Here is a 17,604-nt window from a genome sequence, read left to right on the forward strand (position 1 = left end):
GTCCGGGGGAACGCCCCGCGTTCCACCGAGCCCGAGCCGCCGGCGCTCACCGGCCCGTGATCGCCGAGCCCAGGCCGTATCGCTGGAGTTCGCGCTCGGCGAGGGCCTGGTCGCTCGGCACCTCGAGGCTCTCGTGCACCGAGCCCTGCAGGTTCGCGAGCGTGACGTCGGCGAAGCCGGCGGCGATGAGTTCGTCGCGCAGGCCGCCATCGAGCAGGCCGCGCGCGCGCGCCTCGTCGAGCTTCTCGCCGCCCATGCGGATGCGCTCCTTGGCGGCGCCCCGCAGCGTGACGAGCACCGCGATGCCCTGATCGCCCAGCCGCTTGCGCACCGCCTCGGCGAAGGCCTCGCGGGCAGCCACGCGATCGCGCCGCACGGTATAGGCGCGAGCCCAGATCAACTTGCGCCGGCACTGCTCGAGCTTGAACGCCGCCTTCTCGAGGCGCGCCGGCGCGACCTCGCTGGCCGCACCCGGCAGCTCGCGGGCCGCGACGGCGACCTGCTCGGCGTCGCCGCACTTGCGCGGGTCGTGGCTGATGTCATCGACGAACGCGAGTGCCGCCCGCCCGCTGCGCGTCGGGGCCGGCAGATCGACGCTCGGCAGCGGCGCGAGCTCGGGGCCCTTGGCGCTGCTCGGCGCGCCCGCGGTGGCGTCGGACGCCGGCGGGGTGGGGCGGTCGGGATCGGTCGGGACCTCGGCCTGGAGCACCTTCACGGGACCGGGCGGCGTGGGCTCTGGGGCGGGTGGCGGCGTGGCCATCACCCGCGCCGCCGTTCCTGCGATGCCGCCGGCGAGGTAGACGAATGCGGCGAAGCCCAGCAGCGAGAACGCGCCACGGCCGGTGGTGCGCAGCATCGCGGCGATCATCCACCACAGCAGCGCGAAGCCGGCGAGCACGAAGCTCGCGAGCACCACGAGCCCCCATGGATCCTGGACGTCGACGCGCATCATCTCGGAGGTGGCAGCATCAGCCCTGGCAGTACTCGTTGACCGCGTCGACGATCGCGACCTCGCGCTCGGCGACCGCGACGGCCTCGCGCTTGACCTCACCCAACGTCTGCACGTCGCCGGTGCGCGCGGCCTCGGCCAGCTCGCGGCTCCATGCCTCGGCGCGGTCGAGCAGCGCGAGGTAGTCGCCCCGCAGCTCGGCGAGTCGGGCGTCGGAGAACTCGAGCTTGCCGATGTCGGTGTGGGCTTCCTTGGTCAGCTTGCCGAACGCCTCTGCGACGGAGGGGTCGCGCTCGACGTCGGCGAGCCGATCGACCGCGTCCTTCACACCCGTGGTGTGCTTCTGGATCGCGCCGACGAGCTCGTTGCACTGGCCGACCTTGTTCTGGCAACCGCCCGCGAAGGTGCCGGCGACGACGAGCATGCAGAGCGTGCGGTGCAGCGAGGATGGCATGGGGACCAGGGGCGGCCGGTCGCGGCTCGAGCACCGCGACCTCGAGGCTTGCAAGCCTACGCCAAACCGGTCGCGCATGGGGAGATCGAAGCCCCGAGGGCCGCACGCCGTGCCGACCTCGCGCGATCGCGGCGGCCTCGGGCCCAGAAGCACACCACGGGTGTGATGGCTGCGCTCGCAGGGCCGGTGCTCGCGGTTGTTTCGCCGCGCGGGCGCTGCGATACTCGCGCGCCCCGAGGTGCCCGCGATGTCGTCTTCCACGGTCTTCTGCCGACTGCGCACCGCGGTCGTCCTCGCCGGCGCACTCGCCTGCGCCGCCGCCTGCAACCTCAACAAGCTGACGGCCAATGCGACCTCGGGGATGCTCGAGTTCGGCGCGGTCGCGATGGATCGCGAGAGCGACCTCGAGTTCGCCAAGGACGCGTTCCCGGCCAGTCTCAAGACCCTCGAGACCTTCCTGATCTCCTCGCCGGAGAACCAATCGCTGCTGTTGCTGCTGGCCCGCGGCTACAACTCGTATGCCTTCGCGGCGCTCGAGGCCGAGCTCGAGCGCGCCGATCTCGACGGCACCGATGCCGAGGTCGACGAGTACACTCGCCGCGCCAAGATCCACTACCTGCGTGGGCGTAGCTACGGCTTCCGTCTGCTCGCCAAGCCCGCGCTCGAGCGCGCGGCGTTCGCCGGCGACATGAAGACGCTCGACGCCGAGCTGGCGAAGCTGCGCCGCGACGACGTGCCGGGGCTGTTCTGGGCCACCTACGGCTGGCTGTCGATCATCAACCTCTCGAAGGACGACCCCGCCGCGCTGACCGGCTTGACCTCGATCGAACACATGCTCGCGCGGGTGATCGCGCTCGACCCCGACTACAACGCTGGCACGCCGTTGCTGCTGCAGGCGGTCTATCACGCGTCGCGACCCCAGGTGTTCGGTGGCAAGCCCGAGCTCGCCAAGCAGTACTTCGATCGCGCGATGGCGACGTGGGGCGACCGCAACCTCCTGGTGCCGTACCTCTACGCGCGCTTCTACTGCCCGCAGGTGCAGGACCAGAAGCTGTTCGACGAGCTCATCGCCAGGGTGCTCACCGCCGACGTCACCAAGCAGCCCGATCTGCGGCTGAACAACGAGGTCGCGCGGGCCCGCGCCCGCTTCTGGCGGGCCCACGCCGACGATCTCATCTTGCCGCAGTGAGGGTGCGAGGGGGCCCCGCGCAGCGGTTTCGGCCGGGGCCGCGGAGCCGACCCACACGGGCCGTGCGGGGGTTTTTCCGCGACGGGCTTCATTGCGCTAGCCCTGCTCGGGTATGGATCGGTGCAGCCCATGCACAAGTCTCGCGCGTCCCGTCGTCGCTTCCTGAAGACCACTGCCGCCGCCGGCGCAGCGGGCATCTTCGCGGTGCCGCTCATCGGCCGCGCCGAGGGTCGCAAGCTTCGCATCGCCACGCTCGCCCCGCAGGGCTCGAGCTGGCACAAGGCCTTCGAGAAGACCGCCCGCGATCTGAAGGAGCGCACCGAGGGCGCGCTCGAGATGAAGATCTACGCCGGCGGCACGATGGGTGACGAGGGCGCGATGGTCCGCAAGATGCGGCACGGGCAGCTCGATGGTGCCGCGCTGACGAGCGTGGGCCTGGGCCAGATCAACCAGCAGCTGCTGGCGCTGCAGCTGCCGCTGCTGTTCAAGAACGACAAGGAACTCGACACGGTGCGCGGGGCCATGAGCGACACCTTCTCGGGCCTGCTCGGCGACGCCGGCTTCCGCCTCGGCGCATGGGGCGACGTCGGCTTCATCTACCTGTTCTCGAACACGCCGGTGGCCACGCCCGACGACATCAAGGGCACCAAGATGTGGGTCTGGGACACCGACCCGGTGTCGAAGGCGGTCATGAAGGTCGCCGGCGTGAACGCGGTGCCGCTGGGCGTGCCCGACGTGCTGCCGAGCCTCGAGACCGGGCTCATCGACGCGTTCACCAACTCCCCGTACGGCGCGATCGCGCTGCAGTGGTACACGAAGGCCCGCTACGTCACCAACCTCAAGCTCTCGGTCGGCATCGGCGGCTCGGTGATCACCACCAAGGCGTGGGACTCGCTCGAGCCCGCACACCAAGAGGCGCTCACCGCCATCACGCAGGAGAACTACGGCAAGCTCCTGACCCGCATCCGCGACGACAACGGCCGCGCCATCAAGACCCTCAAGGACAAGGGCATGGAGGTGGTCGAGCCGACCGACATCGTCAAGTGGGCCACCATCGCAGTGCAGGCCCGCGAGAAGCTGGTCGCCGAAGGTGACCTCGACGGCACGATCGTGGCCAAGGTGCTCGAGCAGGTCAAGATCGCGGCCGGCCGCTAGCCACCCATCGCGACCGGACTCGCCGCGGGCCCGCGAGCTCGGCCTGCGCCCGAGCGCTGCCATGTCCGCGCGCTGCCACGCGTCGTCGCGTGGGGCCTTCTGCGCGTGGGCGATCCGATGGCGCGCAATTGCGGTATCTACTGGACCGCGATGAAGTCGTTGCGCGCGTTCGAGGCGGCGCTGCTGCGGGTCGAGGGCACCGTCGCGGTGGCGCTGGTCGTGCTGATGCTCGCGCTCGCGGGCTACAACGTGGTGTACCGCAACGTGTTGGTGCCGATGCAGCGGCACTGGGCGCACAGCGGGCCCAAGCCCGCGGCGGCCGAGCCCGACGCGACGCCGGCGGCCCCGGCCACGCCCGCGGCGGCCGGCGCTGCGGCGAGCCCCGCGACGCCGCCACCCGACAAGAGCGCGGCCGAGGGCTTCGCGGGTGACTGGGGCGAGGGCGGTGAGATCGACGCGCCGGCCGACGACGACCCCGAAGCGAAGGCCGCCGAAGCGAAGGCCGAAGCAGCGAAGGCCGCCGCAGCGAAGGCCGAAGCAGCGAAGGACGACGCCGGCGATTTCGGCGGCGACTGGGGCGAGGACGACGGCGCCGCGGCGGCGCCGGCCGAGCCCGGCGCGGCCGAGGGCTTCGCGGGTGACTGGGGCGAGGGTGGCGACGCCAAGGCGCCGGCCGATCGCGCCGATGCGAAGCCCGACGAGGGCGGCGACGACTTCGGCGACGAGGCCGATTCCGATCCGTTCGCGAACCTGCCGGACATCGACGCCAAGGGCGGGCCCGCCGCGCCGCCGATCGACCCCGACGAGGGCGGCCCGCCGCCCGAGGGCTCGTTCGCCGCCAACATGGTCGCGTTCATCGATGCCATCAAGCTCGACTGGATCGACGTGTTGCTGCGGCAGCTGGTGATCCTCGTCAGCTTCTTCGGCGCGATGATGGCGACCCACCGCGGCAAGCACATCAACGTCGATGCGCTCAGCAAGCTGGTACCGCCGACTGGCCGCCGCGCGCTCTCGGTCGTGACCAACGCGCTGGCCGTCGGGGTCTGCGCGGTGTTCGCCCGCGCCGGCGCCGAGTTGGTCGCGATCGGACGCGAGCACCCCAGCCCGCTGATGCCGTGGGCCGACGAGTGGGCGTTCCAGCTGATGTTCCCGCTCGGCTTCGGGCTGCTGGCGTTCCACTTCGGGGTCCGCCTGCTCGAGGCGCTCACCGGCACCGCGCCGGTGGCAGAAGCGCCGATGGTCGACACGCCGTCGGTGGCGCGCAAAGGGGAGGCCTAGCCATGGGCGCGCTCGTCGTGATCCTGCTCGTCGCGCTGGCGCTGTTCGGCGCGCCGCTGTTCTCGGTGCTGGGCGGCATCGGCATCGGCAACTTCGTCGGCTCGGACACCAGCTTGGTGGTGCTCTCCGAGGAGCACTACAAGCTCGCGACCAACCCCCACCTGGTCACGATCCCGCTGTTCACCCTGGCGGGCTTCCTGATGGCCGAGTCCAAGGCTGGCGACCGCCTCGTGCGGGTGAGTCGTGCGCTGCTGGGGTGGTTGCCGGGTGGACTCGGCGTGGTGGTGGTGGCGTCGTGTGCGTTCTTCACCACCTTCACGGGCGCCTCGGGCGTCACGATCATCGCGCTCGGCGGGCTGCTCTATCCGATGCTGCTGTCGGAGCGCTATCCCGAGGGCTTCAGCCTCGGGCTCATCACGTCGTCGGGTTCGATCGGCCTGCTGTTCCCGCCGTCGCTGCCGATCATCCTCTACGGCATCGTCGCAGGCACCAGCATCGACGACCTGTTCGTCGCCGGCGTGGTGCCGGGTTTGCTGCTGCTGCTGGTGCTGGGGGCCTACTGCATCATCGTGGGTCGCCGCAGCGACGTCATGCGCACGGCGTTCGACCTGCGCGAGGCGTGGGCGTCGACCTGGGCCGCGAAGTGGGAGCTGCTGGTGCCGGTCGTGGTGGTGGTGGGTATCTACGGCGTGCCCGGCGTGACCGACGGTCTGGTCACGATCGGCGAGGCGTCGGCCATCTGCGCGATCTACCTGCTGGTGGTCGAGGTGTTCGTCCACAAGGACATCAAGCTGCGCTCCAACGATCCCGCGGTCCCCGACCTCGGCAAGGTCATCCGCGAGTCGTTGGTGATGGTCGGCGCGATCATGCTGATCCTCGGCGTCGCGATGGGCATGACCAACTTCCTGATCCAGGAGCAGGTGCCGATGAAGCTGCTCGAGGCGATCAGTGGTCACATCGAGAGCCGCTTCACGTTCCTGGTGCTGCTGACCCTGTTCCTGCTGGTGGTCGGCTGCCTGATGGACATCTTCTCCGCGATCATCGTGGTGGTGCCGCTCATCACGCCGATCGCCGCGGAGTACCACGTGCACCCGGTGCACCTGGGCATCATCTTCCTCGCCAACCTCGAGATCGGCTACTTGACGCCGCCGGTGGGGCTGAACCTGTTCATCTCGTCGCTGGCGTTCAACCGTCCCATCGTGCAGCTGTACCGGATGACCATCCCGTTCCTGCTGCTGATGCTGGCGGCGCTGCTGCTCATCACCTTCGAGGACAGCCTCTCGCTGGGGCTGCTGCACTGGCTGCGGCCGCCCGCGCCGTGACGCCGACGCGCTACTCGACGATCTGCCAGCAGCCGAGGTTGGCGTTGCTGTTCTGCGGCACCAACCCGGTGCTCGCCGCTGCGCGGTAGTACAGCAGGTAGTCGCCGGGTGTGATCTGGCGGCTGTACATGCCCTCGGCGGTGGTGCCGAGGTAGATCTGGTCGCGGGTGCGCGCGTCGACGAGGTAGAGGTTGCCGAGGTCGGCCGCCGCCGCCGGTGGGGTCGCGCCGTCGAGGGTCACGGGACCGGCGAGCGCCACCACCGGCACGTCGATCGCGAACGACTGCACCGGCGCGTCGTCGAGCACGACATCACCGATGACCGCGCCGGTGTTGGCGGGCAGCGGCCCGCCGGCGTGGTCGGCGACGTAGACGATCTCGTAGGCGCCCGGCACCACCGGCGCGGCGAAGGCGGCCGCGCGGGTGGTCGCGAGCAGGACCGAGTCGCCGGTCTCGATGTCGCGCAGGTACACGTGGCCGTTCTGGTACTCGGAGTCGGGCGGGGTGTCGCCGGCCAAGGTGATCGCGCCGTCGATGGCGATCGACGAGATGTCGATCGGCGTGTCGGCGCCGACGGTGGCGTCGAAGGAGCCCAGCAGCGCGTTCGAGTTGCGCGGCACGTCGACGCGGCTGGTGTCCTGCGCGTAGTAGAGCTCGTAGTAGCCGGCGATCACACGGCGTTGGTAGCTGCCCTCGGAGGTCGAACCCAAGAGGATCTCGTCGCCGCTGGCGTGGCGCAGGAACACCCGGCCGTCGTCGGTCGGATCGGCGGGCGCGGGCTGTCCGTTCACGGTGATCGCCCCCGCGATCGCGACCGTCGTCACGTCGACGTCGAAGCTACCGCTCGAGGTGTCGAGCACATCGAACACTGCGCGGGTGTTGGCGGGCGCGGTCTCGAAGCCGGCCTTGGCCTCGTACACGAGATCGTAGCTGCCAGCGACGACGCGGCGTTGGTAGCTGCCGTTCTTGGTCTCGCCGAGCACGATGAGGTCGTCGCCCGGTCCGATCAGGCTCACGACCCCGTTCTCGGCCGCGGACGACGGCGCCGGCGCGCCGTCGAAGCTGAAGCTGCCGCCGATCTCGACCGTGGCGATGTCGATCGCCACGTCGAGGCTCTCGGACTTCGGGATCACCAGCTCGCCGACCTGCGCGCGCGCGTTGACGGGGGCGACGTCGGCGCCCGCGATCGCCTCGTAGTAGATCACGTAGTCGCCGGGCACGACCCGCCGATCGAAGCCGCCGTAGCGGGTGTCGCCGAGCAGGATCTCGTCGCCGGTGGCGAGCCCCCGCAGGTACACGCGGCCGTGCTCGGTGGCGCTGTCGGGGGCTGCGACGCCGTCGAACGCGAAGCTGCCGGTCAGGTGCACGACCGGGATGTCGATCACCGCCGCGGGCACGTCGCCGTCGACGTCGAGCACGCCCACGCGGACGCGGCGGTTGGCGGGCGCGACCACCTGGCCCGCGACGAACTGATAGACGAGGTCGTAGCTGCCCACCAGCACGTCGGCGGCGACGGTCGGGGTCCGCGTGTCGCCGAGCGCGATCTCGTCGCCGGTGGCGCGGTTGCGCAGCCACAGCTCGCCGTACTCCAACGCCGAGGCCGGCGGCGCGAGCTGTGCGAGTGTGACACTCAGCTCGACGTGGGCCATGTCGAGGCCGATGGCCTCGCTCTTGGGGGGCTCGCAGCGCACGCAGTCGGTGCCGATCGAGGCGAAGCCCGCGTCGCAGACGCAGACCGGCGCGTCGTCGACCAGCTGGCACGCACCGGCGCCGCTGCAGTCGACGTCCTTGCAGAGGATGTCGGCGAGGCCGTCTTCGCTGTCGCCACCGGTGCCGTCGGTACCCGCGCCCCCCGTGGTCAATCCGGTCTCGTCCCCCGAGCCCGGGTCCGCGGGGCCGTCGCCGGTGGAATCGGCCCCGCCGGTGGCACTGCTCCCGGTGCTGCCTTCGGCGCCATCGGTCGCGGCCTCGCCGAGGTCGCTGGTCGCGTCGGCGGAGCTACACGCCGACGTCAACGCGAGGGCCGCGACCAGTCCGAACCACGAACTACGCTGCATTCCAACCAACGACATAAGCCGAGCCAGCTTAGCACGCGTCCACCGCGATGCGCCAGCGGCCGCGCGTCGGCGAGGTGGCGCATCGCCCTCGAGGTGCGAGCCCTGCACCACAGCCACGGGCGTCCCAAGGTGTGACGCCCATGTCAGGGGCCGCCGATGCGCGTCGGCTTTCGAGGGCCGCGCTCGCTAAGGATCGCTGAGCAGGACCGCGACACCGCCCAGACGCGCTGCGCTGCCGACCGCGAGATCGGCGAGGCCATCGCCGTTGAAGTCTGCGCTCGCGATCGCGCCCGGCGAAGTGATGCTCGCCACGGTCTGCGCGGCCGCGAACGCACCGTCGTCCTGCTGCAGCAGCACCGCGACCGCGTTGGCGCCCGCCAAGGTCACGGCGACGTCGTGGCGCCCGTCGTTGTCGATGTCGTCGATCACCAGCGCGCGCGGCTGGGGGCCCACCGCGAACACCTGCACGGCGGCGAAGCCGGCGTCGGTGCCGCTCGCGATCGCGACCGTGCCGTCCTCGCCGGCGACCGCGACGAGCTCGCTCTGCGCCCCGCCGAAGAGGTCGGCCAGCGCGACGCCGCGGGGCCCGGCGCCGACCACCACGCTGTCGCTGGTGTCGAAGCCGCCGCCGCCGTAGGTCAGCACCGCGACCGAGGTGCCGGCGAGGTTCGAGATCGCCAGCCCCGGCGCGGCGGCGCCGATGCGACCGCCTGCGAGCCCGCCTGGGCTACCGCCGGTGGATCCGGTCCAGACCTCGTCGAAGCCACCCGCGGTCTGGGCGAACAGGTGCGCGGAGGCATCGAGCGCACCGACGACGGCGAGGTCGTCGTCGCCATCGCCGTCGAAGTCCGCCACCGCGACGCCGTCGGGGCCGGCCGGCGGCGGCGCGCCGAGCACGGCCATCGGTGACTGCGGTGAGAGGGTGCCGTCGCCGTCGTTGATCGCGACGGTGATGCTGTCGTCGTCGCCGTGGGTCAGCACGAGATCGGGCAGGGCGTCGCCGCCGAGATCGCCGCGCGCGAGCCCGAGCACCCCGGCAGCGCCAACTCCTGGCCCATCGTGAAGCCACCGTCGCCGATCCCGAAGAGGATCGTCAGGCCATCGCGGTGGCCGATCGCGAGGTCGATGATGCCGTCGGCGTCGAGGTCGAGCGCGACCACGGCAGCGCTGGGAGCGTCGTCGAAGACCACCGTCGAGGCACCGAAACAGATGCCGCCGGGATCGGAGCTGCCGTCGCCGCACTGCACGTCGGGTCCGGTGGTGGTGCCGGACTCGGAGCTACCGCCCATCGAGTTCGCGGTGGTTGCGACCTCGCCCAGATCCATGGGGACGCCCGACATGCCCGACGAGTCGCTCGGCAAGGTGGTGCTGGCCGACGAGCTGCCGCCGGTCGAGGCCGAGTCGGCGTTGCCCGACGGATCGTCCTTGCACGCGGTCGCAGTCACGGCCGCGACCGCGCATCCCACCATCGACACCATGCGAAACCAAGCGTGCATGGCGAAGGAGCGTAGCATGTCGGCTGCGCAGGGGCGCCCGACCAGGACGGCTGCACGCGCCACCACAAGCCTGCTAGCATCCCAGCATTGGCCTCGATGGACGTGTTCGATGACCCCGTGGGCGGTGCGGTGTGGCGCATGGACGGCGCACGCGCGCTGGCGTTCGCGCTGGCGTGCCTGAGCGCGGGTTGCTTCAAGGGCGACGCCGCGCAGGGCTTGCCGTGCGAGCAGGATCGCGATTGCGGCGTGGGTGATCGCTGCGTCGCGGGCTTCTGCGGCGGGCCCCCCGACGGTGTCACCACCGGGGGCACCAGCGCCTCATCGAGCGACGGCGGCAGCAGCACATCGGACATCCCCGCGGGATGCGGCAACGGCATGGCCGATCCCGGCGAGCAGTGCGAGCCCGCGGTCGCGGGCACGCCCGATGCCGACTGCGACATCGACTGCACGCTGCCGCTGTGCGGCGACGGGCTGGTCAATGGCTACGCGCTGAACACGGCTGTCGGTGACGGGGTCAGCGTGGAGCAGTGCGACCCCGGCTCGGTCGACGCCGACGACTGCGACGTCGACTGCACGATCCCCGAGTGCGGCGACGGCCACTTCAACGCCGCCGCCGAGACCTGTGACGACGACAACGCCGTCGAGGTGGACGCCTGCACCAACGCCTGTCAGCCGACGCTGCTCGCCGCCGATTTCGACGACGGCGCGCTCGAGGGCTGGACGGTGGAGCCCTACGATCTCTCGCAGTTCGGCGTCGCGGACGCGCCGGGCTGGGCGGCCGCGAACGGCCGCGTGCACAGCGGTGCGGTGCCGCAGATCACCAACCCCGGCGATCAGTACGCCTACCCAGGCATCACGATCCTCCGCACGCCCGCGCTCGCGATCCCCGACGCCGGTGCGCTGCCGCCGGGCTTTCGGATGGAGCTCCGCTTCGAGCACGAGCTCTACGTCGACGCCTGCATGAACTTCGCACAGGGCGACGGCGGCGTCGTGCGGGTGCTGGTCGACGGCCAGCCCGAGCTGCTGAATCCGATCGGGGCCTACCCCAACACGCTCGCCGACTACTGCGACCCCCCGGGCACGGACCACCCGCCCAACCCGCTCACCAGCGGGGGCGGTGCGGCGTTCTCGGGCATGCGCAGCGGCGCGGTCGCGTTCGATCTCAGCGGCCTCTCGGGCATGCAGGTGCAGCTCGAGTTCGTGTTCGGCGTCGACTGCGTGCAGTGCGTCGACGACACCCAGACCCGTGGATGGTGGATCGACGACGTCGTGGTCGCACCGTTCCCGGTGCCCTGAGCCCGCGGATCGCCGGCCCCCGCGGATCGCCGGCGAGTCCCGCGTCGCCATCGCGCCTCGCTTCGCTGCCTGCCTTTGTCGCCGGGGCAGGCTTCGCGGGCGTCCGCGGCTCAGAAGCGGCCGCGCCACGACAGGCCGGCGTAGCCGGGGCCGACCGCGGGCACCAGCGCCGCGCTGCGGCCGACCGCGCGCCGCGACAGGCCGACGCCGAGCAGCACCGCACCGGTCGTGAGCAGCGCGCCTCCGATCACGCCGCCGGCGACGGCGAGCGTGTTGCCGGTGCGACCGCGGTCGAACTGCGCGCGGCGGGCCGCGATGTCGTCGGCGGAGATGCCGTCGAGATCGTTGGCCGCGCGGCCCATGCCGAGGCCGGCGCCCATCATCGCGAGGCCGCCGACGCCGAGCGCGAGCGAGGCCGCGCCGACCGCGATCGCGACGCGACCGTCGCCCCGGTGGTCGTCGTCGTCGGTCGGTCGATCGTCGGCGGGGCCGCGCTCACGCCGACGATCGCGGGCGCGGGCCTGCTCGGCGCGCTCGATCTGTGCGGTGATGGTGTTGAGTCGCGCGGTGATCGTCGCGCGCTCGGCCTCGGCCTGCTCGCCGTCGCCGTACAGCGTGGGGATGCTGGCCGCGAAGCTCTCGAGCAGCTTCTTGGCCTGGCGCAGCTGCGTGAGGTCGCCGGTCACGTCGTAGGCGCTCTCACGCGCGGTCGCGATGTTGTAGATGAGCAGCGCGTTGATGCGGCCGGCGTCGGGTTGGTTCGACACCAGCTGGAACGCGGTGGTCCACTTCGCGATGGCGCCCTCGTAGTCGGCGGTGGCGAACAACGCCTTGCCCTCCTCGTAGAGCGCGCGGGCGCGGTCGATCGCCGCATCGGCGCCGTCCTCGACGGGGGCCGGGGCCTCGGACGCAGGGGCTGCGGCCGCGCGCACCGGCGCGACCGAGAGCGCGCCCGCCAAGCATACCGACACCAACGAACCGCAATGCATCTGCGCATCAGCGTAGCGCATCGGACGGCGGCGCGCGCGGGCGTGGTAGGCTGGCGGCCCTGGTTCGCCGCCCATGACGATGTCCCCACGGTCGATTCCCCGCATGTCGTCGGTCCTCGGCGCGGCGCCCCTGCTGGCGCTCGCGATGCTCGCGGGGCCGGCCGGATGCAACGAGCCCGCCGCCGACGGCGAATCGAGCTCCACCGGTCCGAGCGAGCCCCACGCGACCCTGCTGGCGCAGGTGCCGAACACCGTCTGCGACGATCCGAAGGTGGTGTCGGTGCAGGTCACCGCGCGCCAGATCGGCTGCGAGCGCCCGGCCCCCGCGCCGTGCACCAAGCCCGCCGATCCGCCGCTGCTGACCGGCGACAGCGCGACCTGTCCGATCAGCGATCCCACCCGGGCGCTCGGTGTCGAGGTCGACTTCGCGGCGGAGTTCGAGGTCGAGGTGGTCGCCGATCGCTCGCCCGAGGCTGCAACCGCCGAGTGCTACGCGGCCTCGGTGATGGCGCGCAGCGTGCTCGTGACCGGCATCGATCTCGACGTGCGCGCGACCAAGGAACTCGTCGCGGTCGGGCAGCCCTGTCCCGAGGGCTAGGAGCGTGACCCCGCAAGGGGTCTCGCTCCTCCGTGCCCGTGCCCGTGCCCGTGCCCGTGCCCGTACCCGTACCCGCCTCGCGGGCTGCCCGCGCTCCAAGCGTGGGGCCGCGAGCGCAGCGGATCCCGGTGCGGCCGCGTTGCCCTCGGCCGCGGCGGGCTGCTAGCGTCGCCTGCACATGGTCTACGACCACCAAGCGATCGAGCGCCGTTGGCAGGAGTACTGGGCGAAGCACGAGAGCTTCCGCGCCCAGGTCGATCACGAGCGCCCGAAGTTCTACGTGCTCGACATGTTCCCGTATCCCTCGGGCGACGGCCTCCATGTCGGACACGTCGAGGGTTATACGGCGACCGACATCATCGCGCGCTACAAGCGGATGCGCGGCTTCAACGTGCTGCACCCGATGGGGTGGGACGCGTTCGGCCTGCCGGCCGAGCGACACGCGATGAAGACCGGGGTGCACCCGGCGACCGTCATCGCCAACGCGAGCGCCAACTTCCGTCGTCAGCTGCAGCGCCTGGGCTTCTCGTACGACTGGAGCCGCGAGTTCAGCACCACCGATCCGAAGTACTACAAGTGGACGCAGTGGATCTTCTTGCAGCTGTGGGGCGCGTGGTACGACCGCGAGGCCCGGCGCGCGCGGCCGATCGCCGAGCTGCCGATCCCCACCGAGGTCGCCGCCGTCGGTGACGCCGCGGTCGCGGCCTACCGCGACGCGCGTCGGCTGGCCTACCTCGACGAGGCGCCGGTCAACTGGTGCCCGGCCCTGCGCGTGGTGCTGGCCAACGAAGAGGTCGCGGAGAAGGTCGAGGACGGCTACGAAGTCGTGCGCCGACCCATGAAGCAGTGGGTGCTGCGCATCACCGAGTACGCCGAGCGGCTGCTGGCCGACCTCGACGGGCTCGAGTGGCCGCCCCACGTGCTCGAGATCCAGCGCAACTGGGTCGGGCGCTCCGAGGGCGCCGAGATCACGTTTGCGATCGCCGGCCACGACGCCAGCCTGTCGGTGTTCACGACGCGGCCCGACACCCTCTACGGCGCGACCTACATGGTGCTCGCGCCGGAGCATCCGCTGGTCGCGAAGATCACCACCGACGCGCAGCGAGCGGCCGTGACCGCGTATGTCGATCGCACCGCGCGTCGCAGCGAGCGCGAGCGCCAGGCCGAGTCGATCGAGGGCAAGAAGTCCGGCGTCGACACCGGCGCGTTCGCGACCCATCCGCTGACCGGCGCGGCGATTCCGATCTGGATCGCCGACTACGTGCTGCTCGGCTACGGCACCGGCGCGATCATGGCGGTGCCCGGCCACGACGATCGCGACCACGCCTTCGCCCGCGCGATGGGACTGCCGATCGTGCAGGTGGTGGCACCCGAGGGCGGCGCGCCGGTCGACGTCGCGGTCGCGGCGTTCGTCGGCGAGGGCATCGCCGTCAACTCGCCGCACATCGAAGGGCAGGCCACCGCCGCCGCCAAGCGGGCGATGACCGAGCACCTCGCGGCGCAGGGCTGCGGGCGCGCCCGTGTGACCTACAAGCTGCGCGACTGGTTGTTCTCGCGGCAGCGCTACTGGGGCGAGCCGTTCCCGCTGGCGCATCGCAGCGACGGCAGCATCTACGCCATCGACCCGTTGCCGGTGGAGCTGCCGGAGGTCGCCGACTACGATCCCAGCGAGGACGGCGAGCCCCCGCTGGCGCGAGCGACCGCGTGGAAGCAGCTGCCCGACGGGGCCCTGCGCGAGACCAACACCATGCCGCAGTGGGCCGGCAGCTGCTGGTACTACCTGCGCTTCTGCGATCCCGGCAACGGCGACCTGCCGTGGTCGAAGGACGCCGAGTCGTACTGGATGCCGGTCGATCTGTACGTCGGCGGGGTCGAGCACGCCGCCACGCATCTGTTGTACTCGCGCTTCTGGCACAAGGTGCTGTTCGACCTCGGCCACGTGCACGAGCCCGAGCCGTTCAAGCGCCTGGTCAACCAGGGCATGATCCTCGGTGCGACCTTCTTGCCGCTCGATCGACGCAAGGACGACAGCGGCAAGAAGCTGGTGTTCTTGCCGCCCGAGGTCGAGGAGCGCGACGATCCCGAGCGGCCCGGCGCCAAGCAGTGGGTCGTCAAGGCCACCGGCGAGGTGGTCGAGATCCAGTGGGACAAGATGTCGAAGAGCCGCGGCAACGTCGTCAACCCCGACGAGGTCGTGGCGACCTACGGCGCCGACTCGGTGCGGCTCTACGAGATGTTCATGGGCCCGCTCGAGCACAGCGCGCCGTGGCAGACCGAGGGGCTCGCCGGCGTCCACCGCTTCCTGCAGCGGGTGTGGAAGTTGTTCCACCTGCCGGCGCCCGAGGGCGCGACCGACGAGGCCGCGCGGGCGTTGGTGGCGGGCGAGGGCACGCCGCGACAGCGTCGCCTGCTGCACCGCACGATCGCCGAGGTCACCGATCGCATCGATCGCATGGCGTTCAACACCGCGATCAGCTCGTTGATGGTGTTCGTGCGCGACGTGATCGCGGCGGGTGACGGCGACGAGTCGGCGCTGCCGCGCGACGCCGCGGCGCAGTTCTGCCTGCTGCTCGCGCCCTTTGCGCCCCATCTCGCCGAGGAGCTGTGGTCGCGGATCGGCCAGCCGCGATCGCTCGCCCACGAGGCGTGGCCGGCGGCCGACGACGCGTGGCTCGTCGACGACAGCTTCACGCTGGTCGTGCAGATCAACGGCAAGTGGCGCGCGGAGATCCCTGCGCCGAAGTCGGCGAGCAAGGACGAGCTCGCGGCGCTCGCCCGCGCCGTCGACGACGTCGCACGGCACCTCGGCGGCGCCGAGCCCAAGCGCGTGGTGGTGGTGCCCGGGCGCCTGGTGAACTTCGTGCTGTGACGACGACCGTGGGCGTGGGCGCCCGCGGCGGCCGACGGTGGGCGCGACCCCGCGGTGGATTCGGCAGGAATCCGTCCGCGGCGGCGCCCACAGAGCCCGACGACGCGACCGCTTCGGTTCGGCTCACGCGATCGTGACGGCCGCGTCGGTGGCAAGCTCACGGGCGCCTGCGAGGTTCGATGACCCCGCACGAAGTGACGATCGCGATGCGCCGATTCCCGGCCCTCGCGTCGTCGACTCTGATACCTTCGTCGTCGCGGAAACATCGCAGCGCGACCCGCCGGACGGGCGGCGCGCCGAAGAGGGGCCACGCTGCGACGGCCTCGTGCAAGGGGAGACATCTAGACATGACACGCAATCGACAGCTGGTTTCGTACGGCGGGCTTCTCGGGGTGTTGGCGCTCGGTCTGGCCTCGTGTGGCGACAAGGATCGCCAGCAGGAGACCGCATCGGACTCGATGACGATGACCAGCATCACCACGCTGACCGGCGGGGGCACCGACCCGTCGACCACCGATGACACCATCGGCGAGGCCGACAGCGGCGACAAGCTCGACGTCGGTGCCGGTACCGGTGGTGGCTGCGGTAGCGTCGATCTCGGCTGCACCGATCAGATCGACCTGCTGTTCGTCATCGACAACTCGGGCACGATGGCCGAGGAGCAGCAGAACCTCGCGCGCAACTTCCCGCTGCTGGTCGACCGCCTCGAGAACCTGATGGACTCGGCGGGCAACTCGATCCAGCCCGACGTGCAGATCATGGTGACCACGACGGACTTCGGCAATCCGTTGTGCACGCCGTTCCAGCCCGCGGGCTACCAGCCGGCCAAGGGTGCGCCCACGGTCACCGGCTGCAACTCGCGCATCGACGACTTCACCGGCCTGGGCAGCAACCCGACGATGGTGCCGGAGGCCTGCACGAACGTGTGCGCGTCGGACATCGTGCCGAGCGATCCCTTCATCGCCTTCAACGCCTCGACCGACACCAAGAACGTGCCGGACGTGGCGCCCAAGGACATCAACGCCGACGGCCAGCTCGACTCCGCGGTCGCGCAGGCGCTGGGCTGCATCGGCCCGCAGGGCATCAACGGCTGCGGCTACGAGGCCCCGCTCGAGACGATGCTGCAGGCGCTCAACCCAGGCGCCGAGTGGAACAAGGGTGCGAAGCCGTTCCTGCGCCAGGGCGCACTGCTCGCGATCGCCATCGTCACCGACGAGGTCGAGTGCTCCGTGAAGGACTACTCCATCATGGAGGACCAGGCCTATCAGGAGATCAACCCGAACAACGGCAACAAGCAGGCCTCGTCGGCGATCTGCTGGAACGCCGGTGTCAGCTGCAACGGCCCCGACGCCTCCGGCGTGTACAGCGACTGCACCTCGCTCGACGACGGCAAGCTGCAGCCGATCGAGCGCTATACGCAGTACCTCGTCAACGACCTGCGCGAGAACCAGAACAAGGAGGTCATCATGCTCGGCATCCTCGGTGTGCCGCTGGTGACCGCCTACAACGAGATGCCGCCCTACAACCCGATCGCCGGCGGCGAGCTCGCGCTCGAGTACCGCGACTGGCGCGACGGCCAGTACCCGGCGGGTGACATCCTGCCGGCGGAGTTCATGAGCGGCGTCGAGGCGGCGGACAAGCAGTTCGACTTCGGCATCGGGCCCGGCTGCACCGGCCAGGACGCGATGGGCAACTTCACCGGGCAGGCCACGCCGAACACCCGCGTGATGGAGGTCTGCCACGCGCTCGACTACTCGGATGCGACCGGCGACAAGATCCGCTGCTGCATCACGTCGATCTGCGACGTCGACTACTCGCCGGCCATCGACTGCCTCACCGGCATCATCGGCGAGTCGATCCAGCAGCCCGGCTGATCGGGCGCGCGCCTCGGCGCGGTCCATCGACGCGAGCGCGCGTGGAAGCCCCTCGACGGGGGCGTTCACGCGCGTTTGT

At 71.1% G+C, this 17,604-nt stretch carries 14 protein-coding genes; 8 read left to right on the forward strand and 6 right to left on the reverse strand.

What is annotated here, in order from left to right:
* Window positions 1-46: 46 nt before the first annotated feature.
* Both IPH07_01445 and IPH07_01450 read right to left on the reverse strand, forming a co-directional pair.
* Window positions 47-952, reverse strand: a complete 906-nt coding sequence (locus tag IPH07_01445; GenBank protein MBK6916041.1) for a hypothetical protein — start codon at window positions 950-952, stop codon at window positions 47-49.
* A gap of 16 nt (window positions 953-968) precedes the next feature.
* On the reverse strand, window positions 969-1,403 hold the full coding sequence (locus IPH07_01450) for a hypothetical protein (GenBank protein ID MBK6916042.1): 435 nt from the start codon (window positions 1,401-1,403) through the stop codon (window positions 969-971).
* A 247-nt stretch (window positions 1,404-1,650) separates the two neighbouring features.
* On the opposite strand from IPH07_01450, the gene IPH07_01455 reads away from it, so the two are divergent.
* The 4 genes from IPH07_01455 to IPH07_01470 all read left to right on the forward strand — a co-directional run bounded on the left by IPH07_01455 (window position 1,651) and on the right by IPH07_01470 (window position 6,347).
* Window positions 1,651-2,592 carry a hypothetical protein gene (locus tag IPH07_01455; GenBank protein ID MBK6916043.1) on the forward strand — a complete coding sequence of 314 codons (942 nt, stop codon included), beginning with the start codon at window positions 1,651-1,653 and terminating at the stop codon, window positions 2,590-2,592.
* A gap of 129 nt (window positions 2,593-2,721) precedes the next feature.
* Complete coding sequence (dctP, locus tag IPH07_01460) at window positions 2,722-3,747, forward strand: TRAP transporter substrate-binding protein DctP (protein MBK6916044.1); 1,026 nt, start codon at window positions 2,722-2,724, stop codon at window positions 3,745-3,747.
* A gap of 150 nt (window positions 3,748-3,897) precedes the next feature.
* Entirely contained in the window at window positions 3,898-5,025 is a 1,128-nt protein-coding gene (locus tag IPH07_01465) for a TRAP transporter small permease (protein ID MBK6916045.1), read from the forward strand.
* Between the two features lie 2 nt (window positions 5,026-5,027).
* Window positions 5,028-6,347 (forward strand): TRAP transporter large permease, encoded by a 1,320-nt coding sequence (locus IPH07_01470; protein ID MBK6916046.1) that lies wholly within the window; start codon window positions 5,028-5,030, stop codon window positions 6,345-6,347.
* Window positions 6,348-6,357: 10 nt separating this feature from the next.
* On the opposite strand, the gene IPH07_01475 is transcribed toward IPH07_01470, so the two are convergent.
* The 3 genes from IPH07_01475 to IPH07_01485 form a co-directional block, all read right to left on the reverse strand.
* Window positions 6,358-8,403, reverse strand: a complete 2,046-nt coding sequence (locus IPH07_01475) for a hypothetical protein (protein MBK6916047.1) — start codon at window positions 8,401-8,403, stop codon at window positions 6,358-6,360.
* A 186-nt stretch (window positions 8,404-8,589) separates the two neighbouring features.
* Window positions 8,590-9,435 (reverse strand): VCBS repeat-containing protein, encoded by an 846-nt coding sequence (locus IPH07_01480; protein MBK6916048.1) that lies wholly within the window; start codon window positions 9,433-9,435, stop codon window positions 8,590-8,592.
* On the reverse strand, window positions 9,378-9,899 hold the full coding sequence (locus IPH07_01485; protein ID MBK6916049.1) for a VCBS repeat-containing protein: 522 nt from the start codon (window positions 9,897-9,899) through the stop codon (window positions 9,378-9,380). Before IPH07_01485 ends, IPH07_01480 begins: the two co-directional genes overlap by 58 nt.
* A gap of 96 nt (window positions 9,900-9,995) precedes the next feature.
* On the opposite strand from IPH07_01485, the gene IPH07_01490 reads away from it, so the two are divergent.
* A complete protein-coding gene (locus tag IPH07_01490; protein ID MBK6916050.1) occupies window positions 9,996-11,195 on the forward strand; it encodes a hypothetical protein in 1,200 nt (399 codons plus the stop codon).
* Window positions 11,196-11,305: 110 nt separating this feature from the next.
* Here IPH07_01490 and IPH07_01495 read toward each other — a convergent pair whose 3' ends face one another.
* On the reverse strand, window positions 11,306-12,289 hold the full coding sequence (locus IPH07_01495; GenBank protein ID MBK6916051.1) for a hypothetical protein: 984 nt from the start codon (window positions 12,287-12,289) through the stop codon (window positions 11,306-11,308).
* Here IPH07_01495 and IPH07_01500 point away from each other — a divergent pair.
* From IPH07_01500 to IPH07_01510, 3 genes are all read left to right on the forward strand, one after another.
* Window positions 12,288-12,782, forward strand: a complete 495-nt coding sequence (locus IPH07_01500; GenBank protein MBK6916052.1) for a hypothetical protein — start codon at window positions 12,288-12,290, stop codon at window positions 12,780-12,782. The genes IPH07_01495 and IPH07_01500 overlap by 2 nt on opposite strands.
* Window positions 12,783-12,960: 178 nt before the next feature.
* Window positions 12,961-15,651, forward strand: coding sequence for a leucine--tRNA ligase (locus tag IPH07_01505; protein MBK6916053.1), 2,691 nt, complete (start codon window positions 12,961-12,963; stop codon window positions 15,649-15,651).
* A 347-nt stretch (window positions 15,652-15,998) separates the two neighbouring features.
* The gene (locus tag IPH07_01510) at window positions 15,999-17,525 is read left to right on the forward strand and encodes a hypothetical protein (GenBank protein MBK6916054.1); all 1,527 of its coding nucleotides are present in this window, start codon (window positions 15,999-16,001) and stop codon (window positions 17,523-17,525) included.
* Window positions 17,526-17,604: the final 79 nt, after the last annotated feature.

The organism is Deltaproteobacteria bacterium, assembly GCA_016709225.1.
Classification (GTDB): Bacteria; Myxococcota_A; Polyangia; order Nannocystales; family Nannocystaceae; genus Xiheibacterium; species Xiheibacterium phototrophicum.

Bases quoted from the DNA above. Each gene is read 5' to 3' on its own strand.
- IPH07_01485 (MBK6916049.1), bottom strand. From the start codon at position 9,899: ATGCACGCTTGGTTTCGCATGGTGTCGATGGTGGGATGCGCGGTCGCG.
- IPH07_01505 (MBK6916053.1), top strand. From the start codon at position 12,961: ATGGTCTACGACCACCAAGCGATCGAGCGCCGTTGGCAGGAGTACTGG.
- IPH07_01465 (MBK6916045.1), top strand. From the start codon at position 3,898: ATGAAGTCGTTGCGCGCGTTCGAGGCGGCGCTGCTGCGGGTCGAGGGC.
- IPH07_01455 (MBK6916043.1), top strand. From the start codon at position 1,651: ATGTCGTCTTCCACGGTCTTCTGCCGACTGCGCACCGCGGTCGTCCTC.
- IPH07_01490 (MBK6916050.1), top strand. From the start codon at position 9,996: ATGGACGTGTTCGATGACCCCGTGGGCGGTGCGGTGTGGCGCATGGAC.
- IPH07_01470 (MBK6916046.1), top strand. From the start codon at position 5,028: ATGGGCGCGCTCGTCGTGATCCTGCTCGTCGCGCTGGCGCTGTTCGGC.
- IPH07_01500 (MBK6916052.1), top strand. From the start codon at position 12,288: ATGTCGTCGGTCCTCGGCGCGGCGCCCCTGCTGGCGCTCGCGATGCTC.
- IPH07_01445 (MBK6916041.1), bottom strand. From the start codon at position 952: ATGATGCGCGTCGACGTCCAGGATCCATGGGGGCTCGTGGTGCTCGCG.
- dctP (MBK6916044.1), top strand. From the start codon at position 2,722: ATGCACAAGTCTCGCGCGTCCCGTCGTCGCTTCCTGAAGACCACTGCC.
- IPH07_01450 (MBK6916042.1), bottom strand. From the start codon at position 1,403: ATGCCATCCTCGCTGCACCGCACGCTCTGCATGCTCGTCGTCGCCGGC.
- IPH07_01495 (MBK6916051.1), bottom strand. From the start codon at position 12,289: ATGCGGGGAATCGACCGTGGGGACATCGTCATGGGCGGCGAACCAGGG.
- IPH07_01475 (MBK6916047.1), bottom strand. From the start codon at position 8,403: ATGCAGCGTAGTTCGTGGTTCGGACTGGTCGCGGCCCTCGCGTTGACG.
- IPH07_01510 (MBK6916054.1), top strand. From the start codon at position 15,999: ATGACACGCAATCGACAGCTGGTTTCGTACGGCGGGCTTCTCGGGGTG.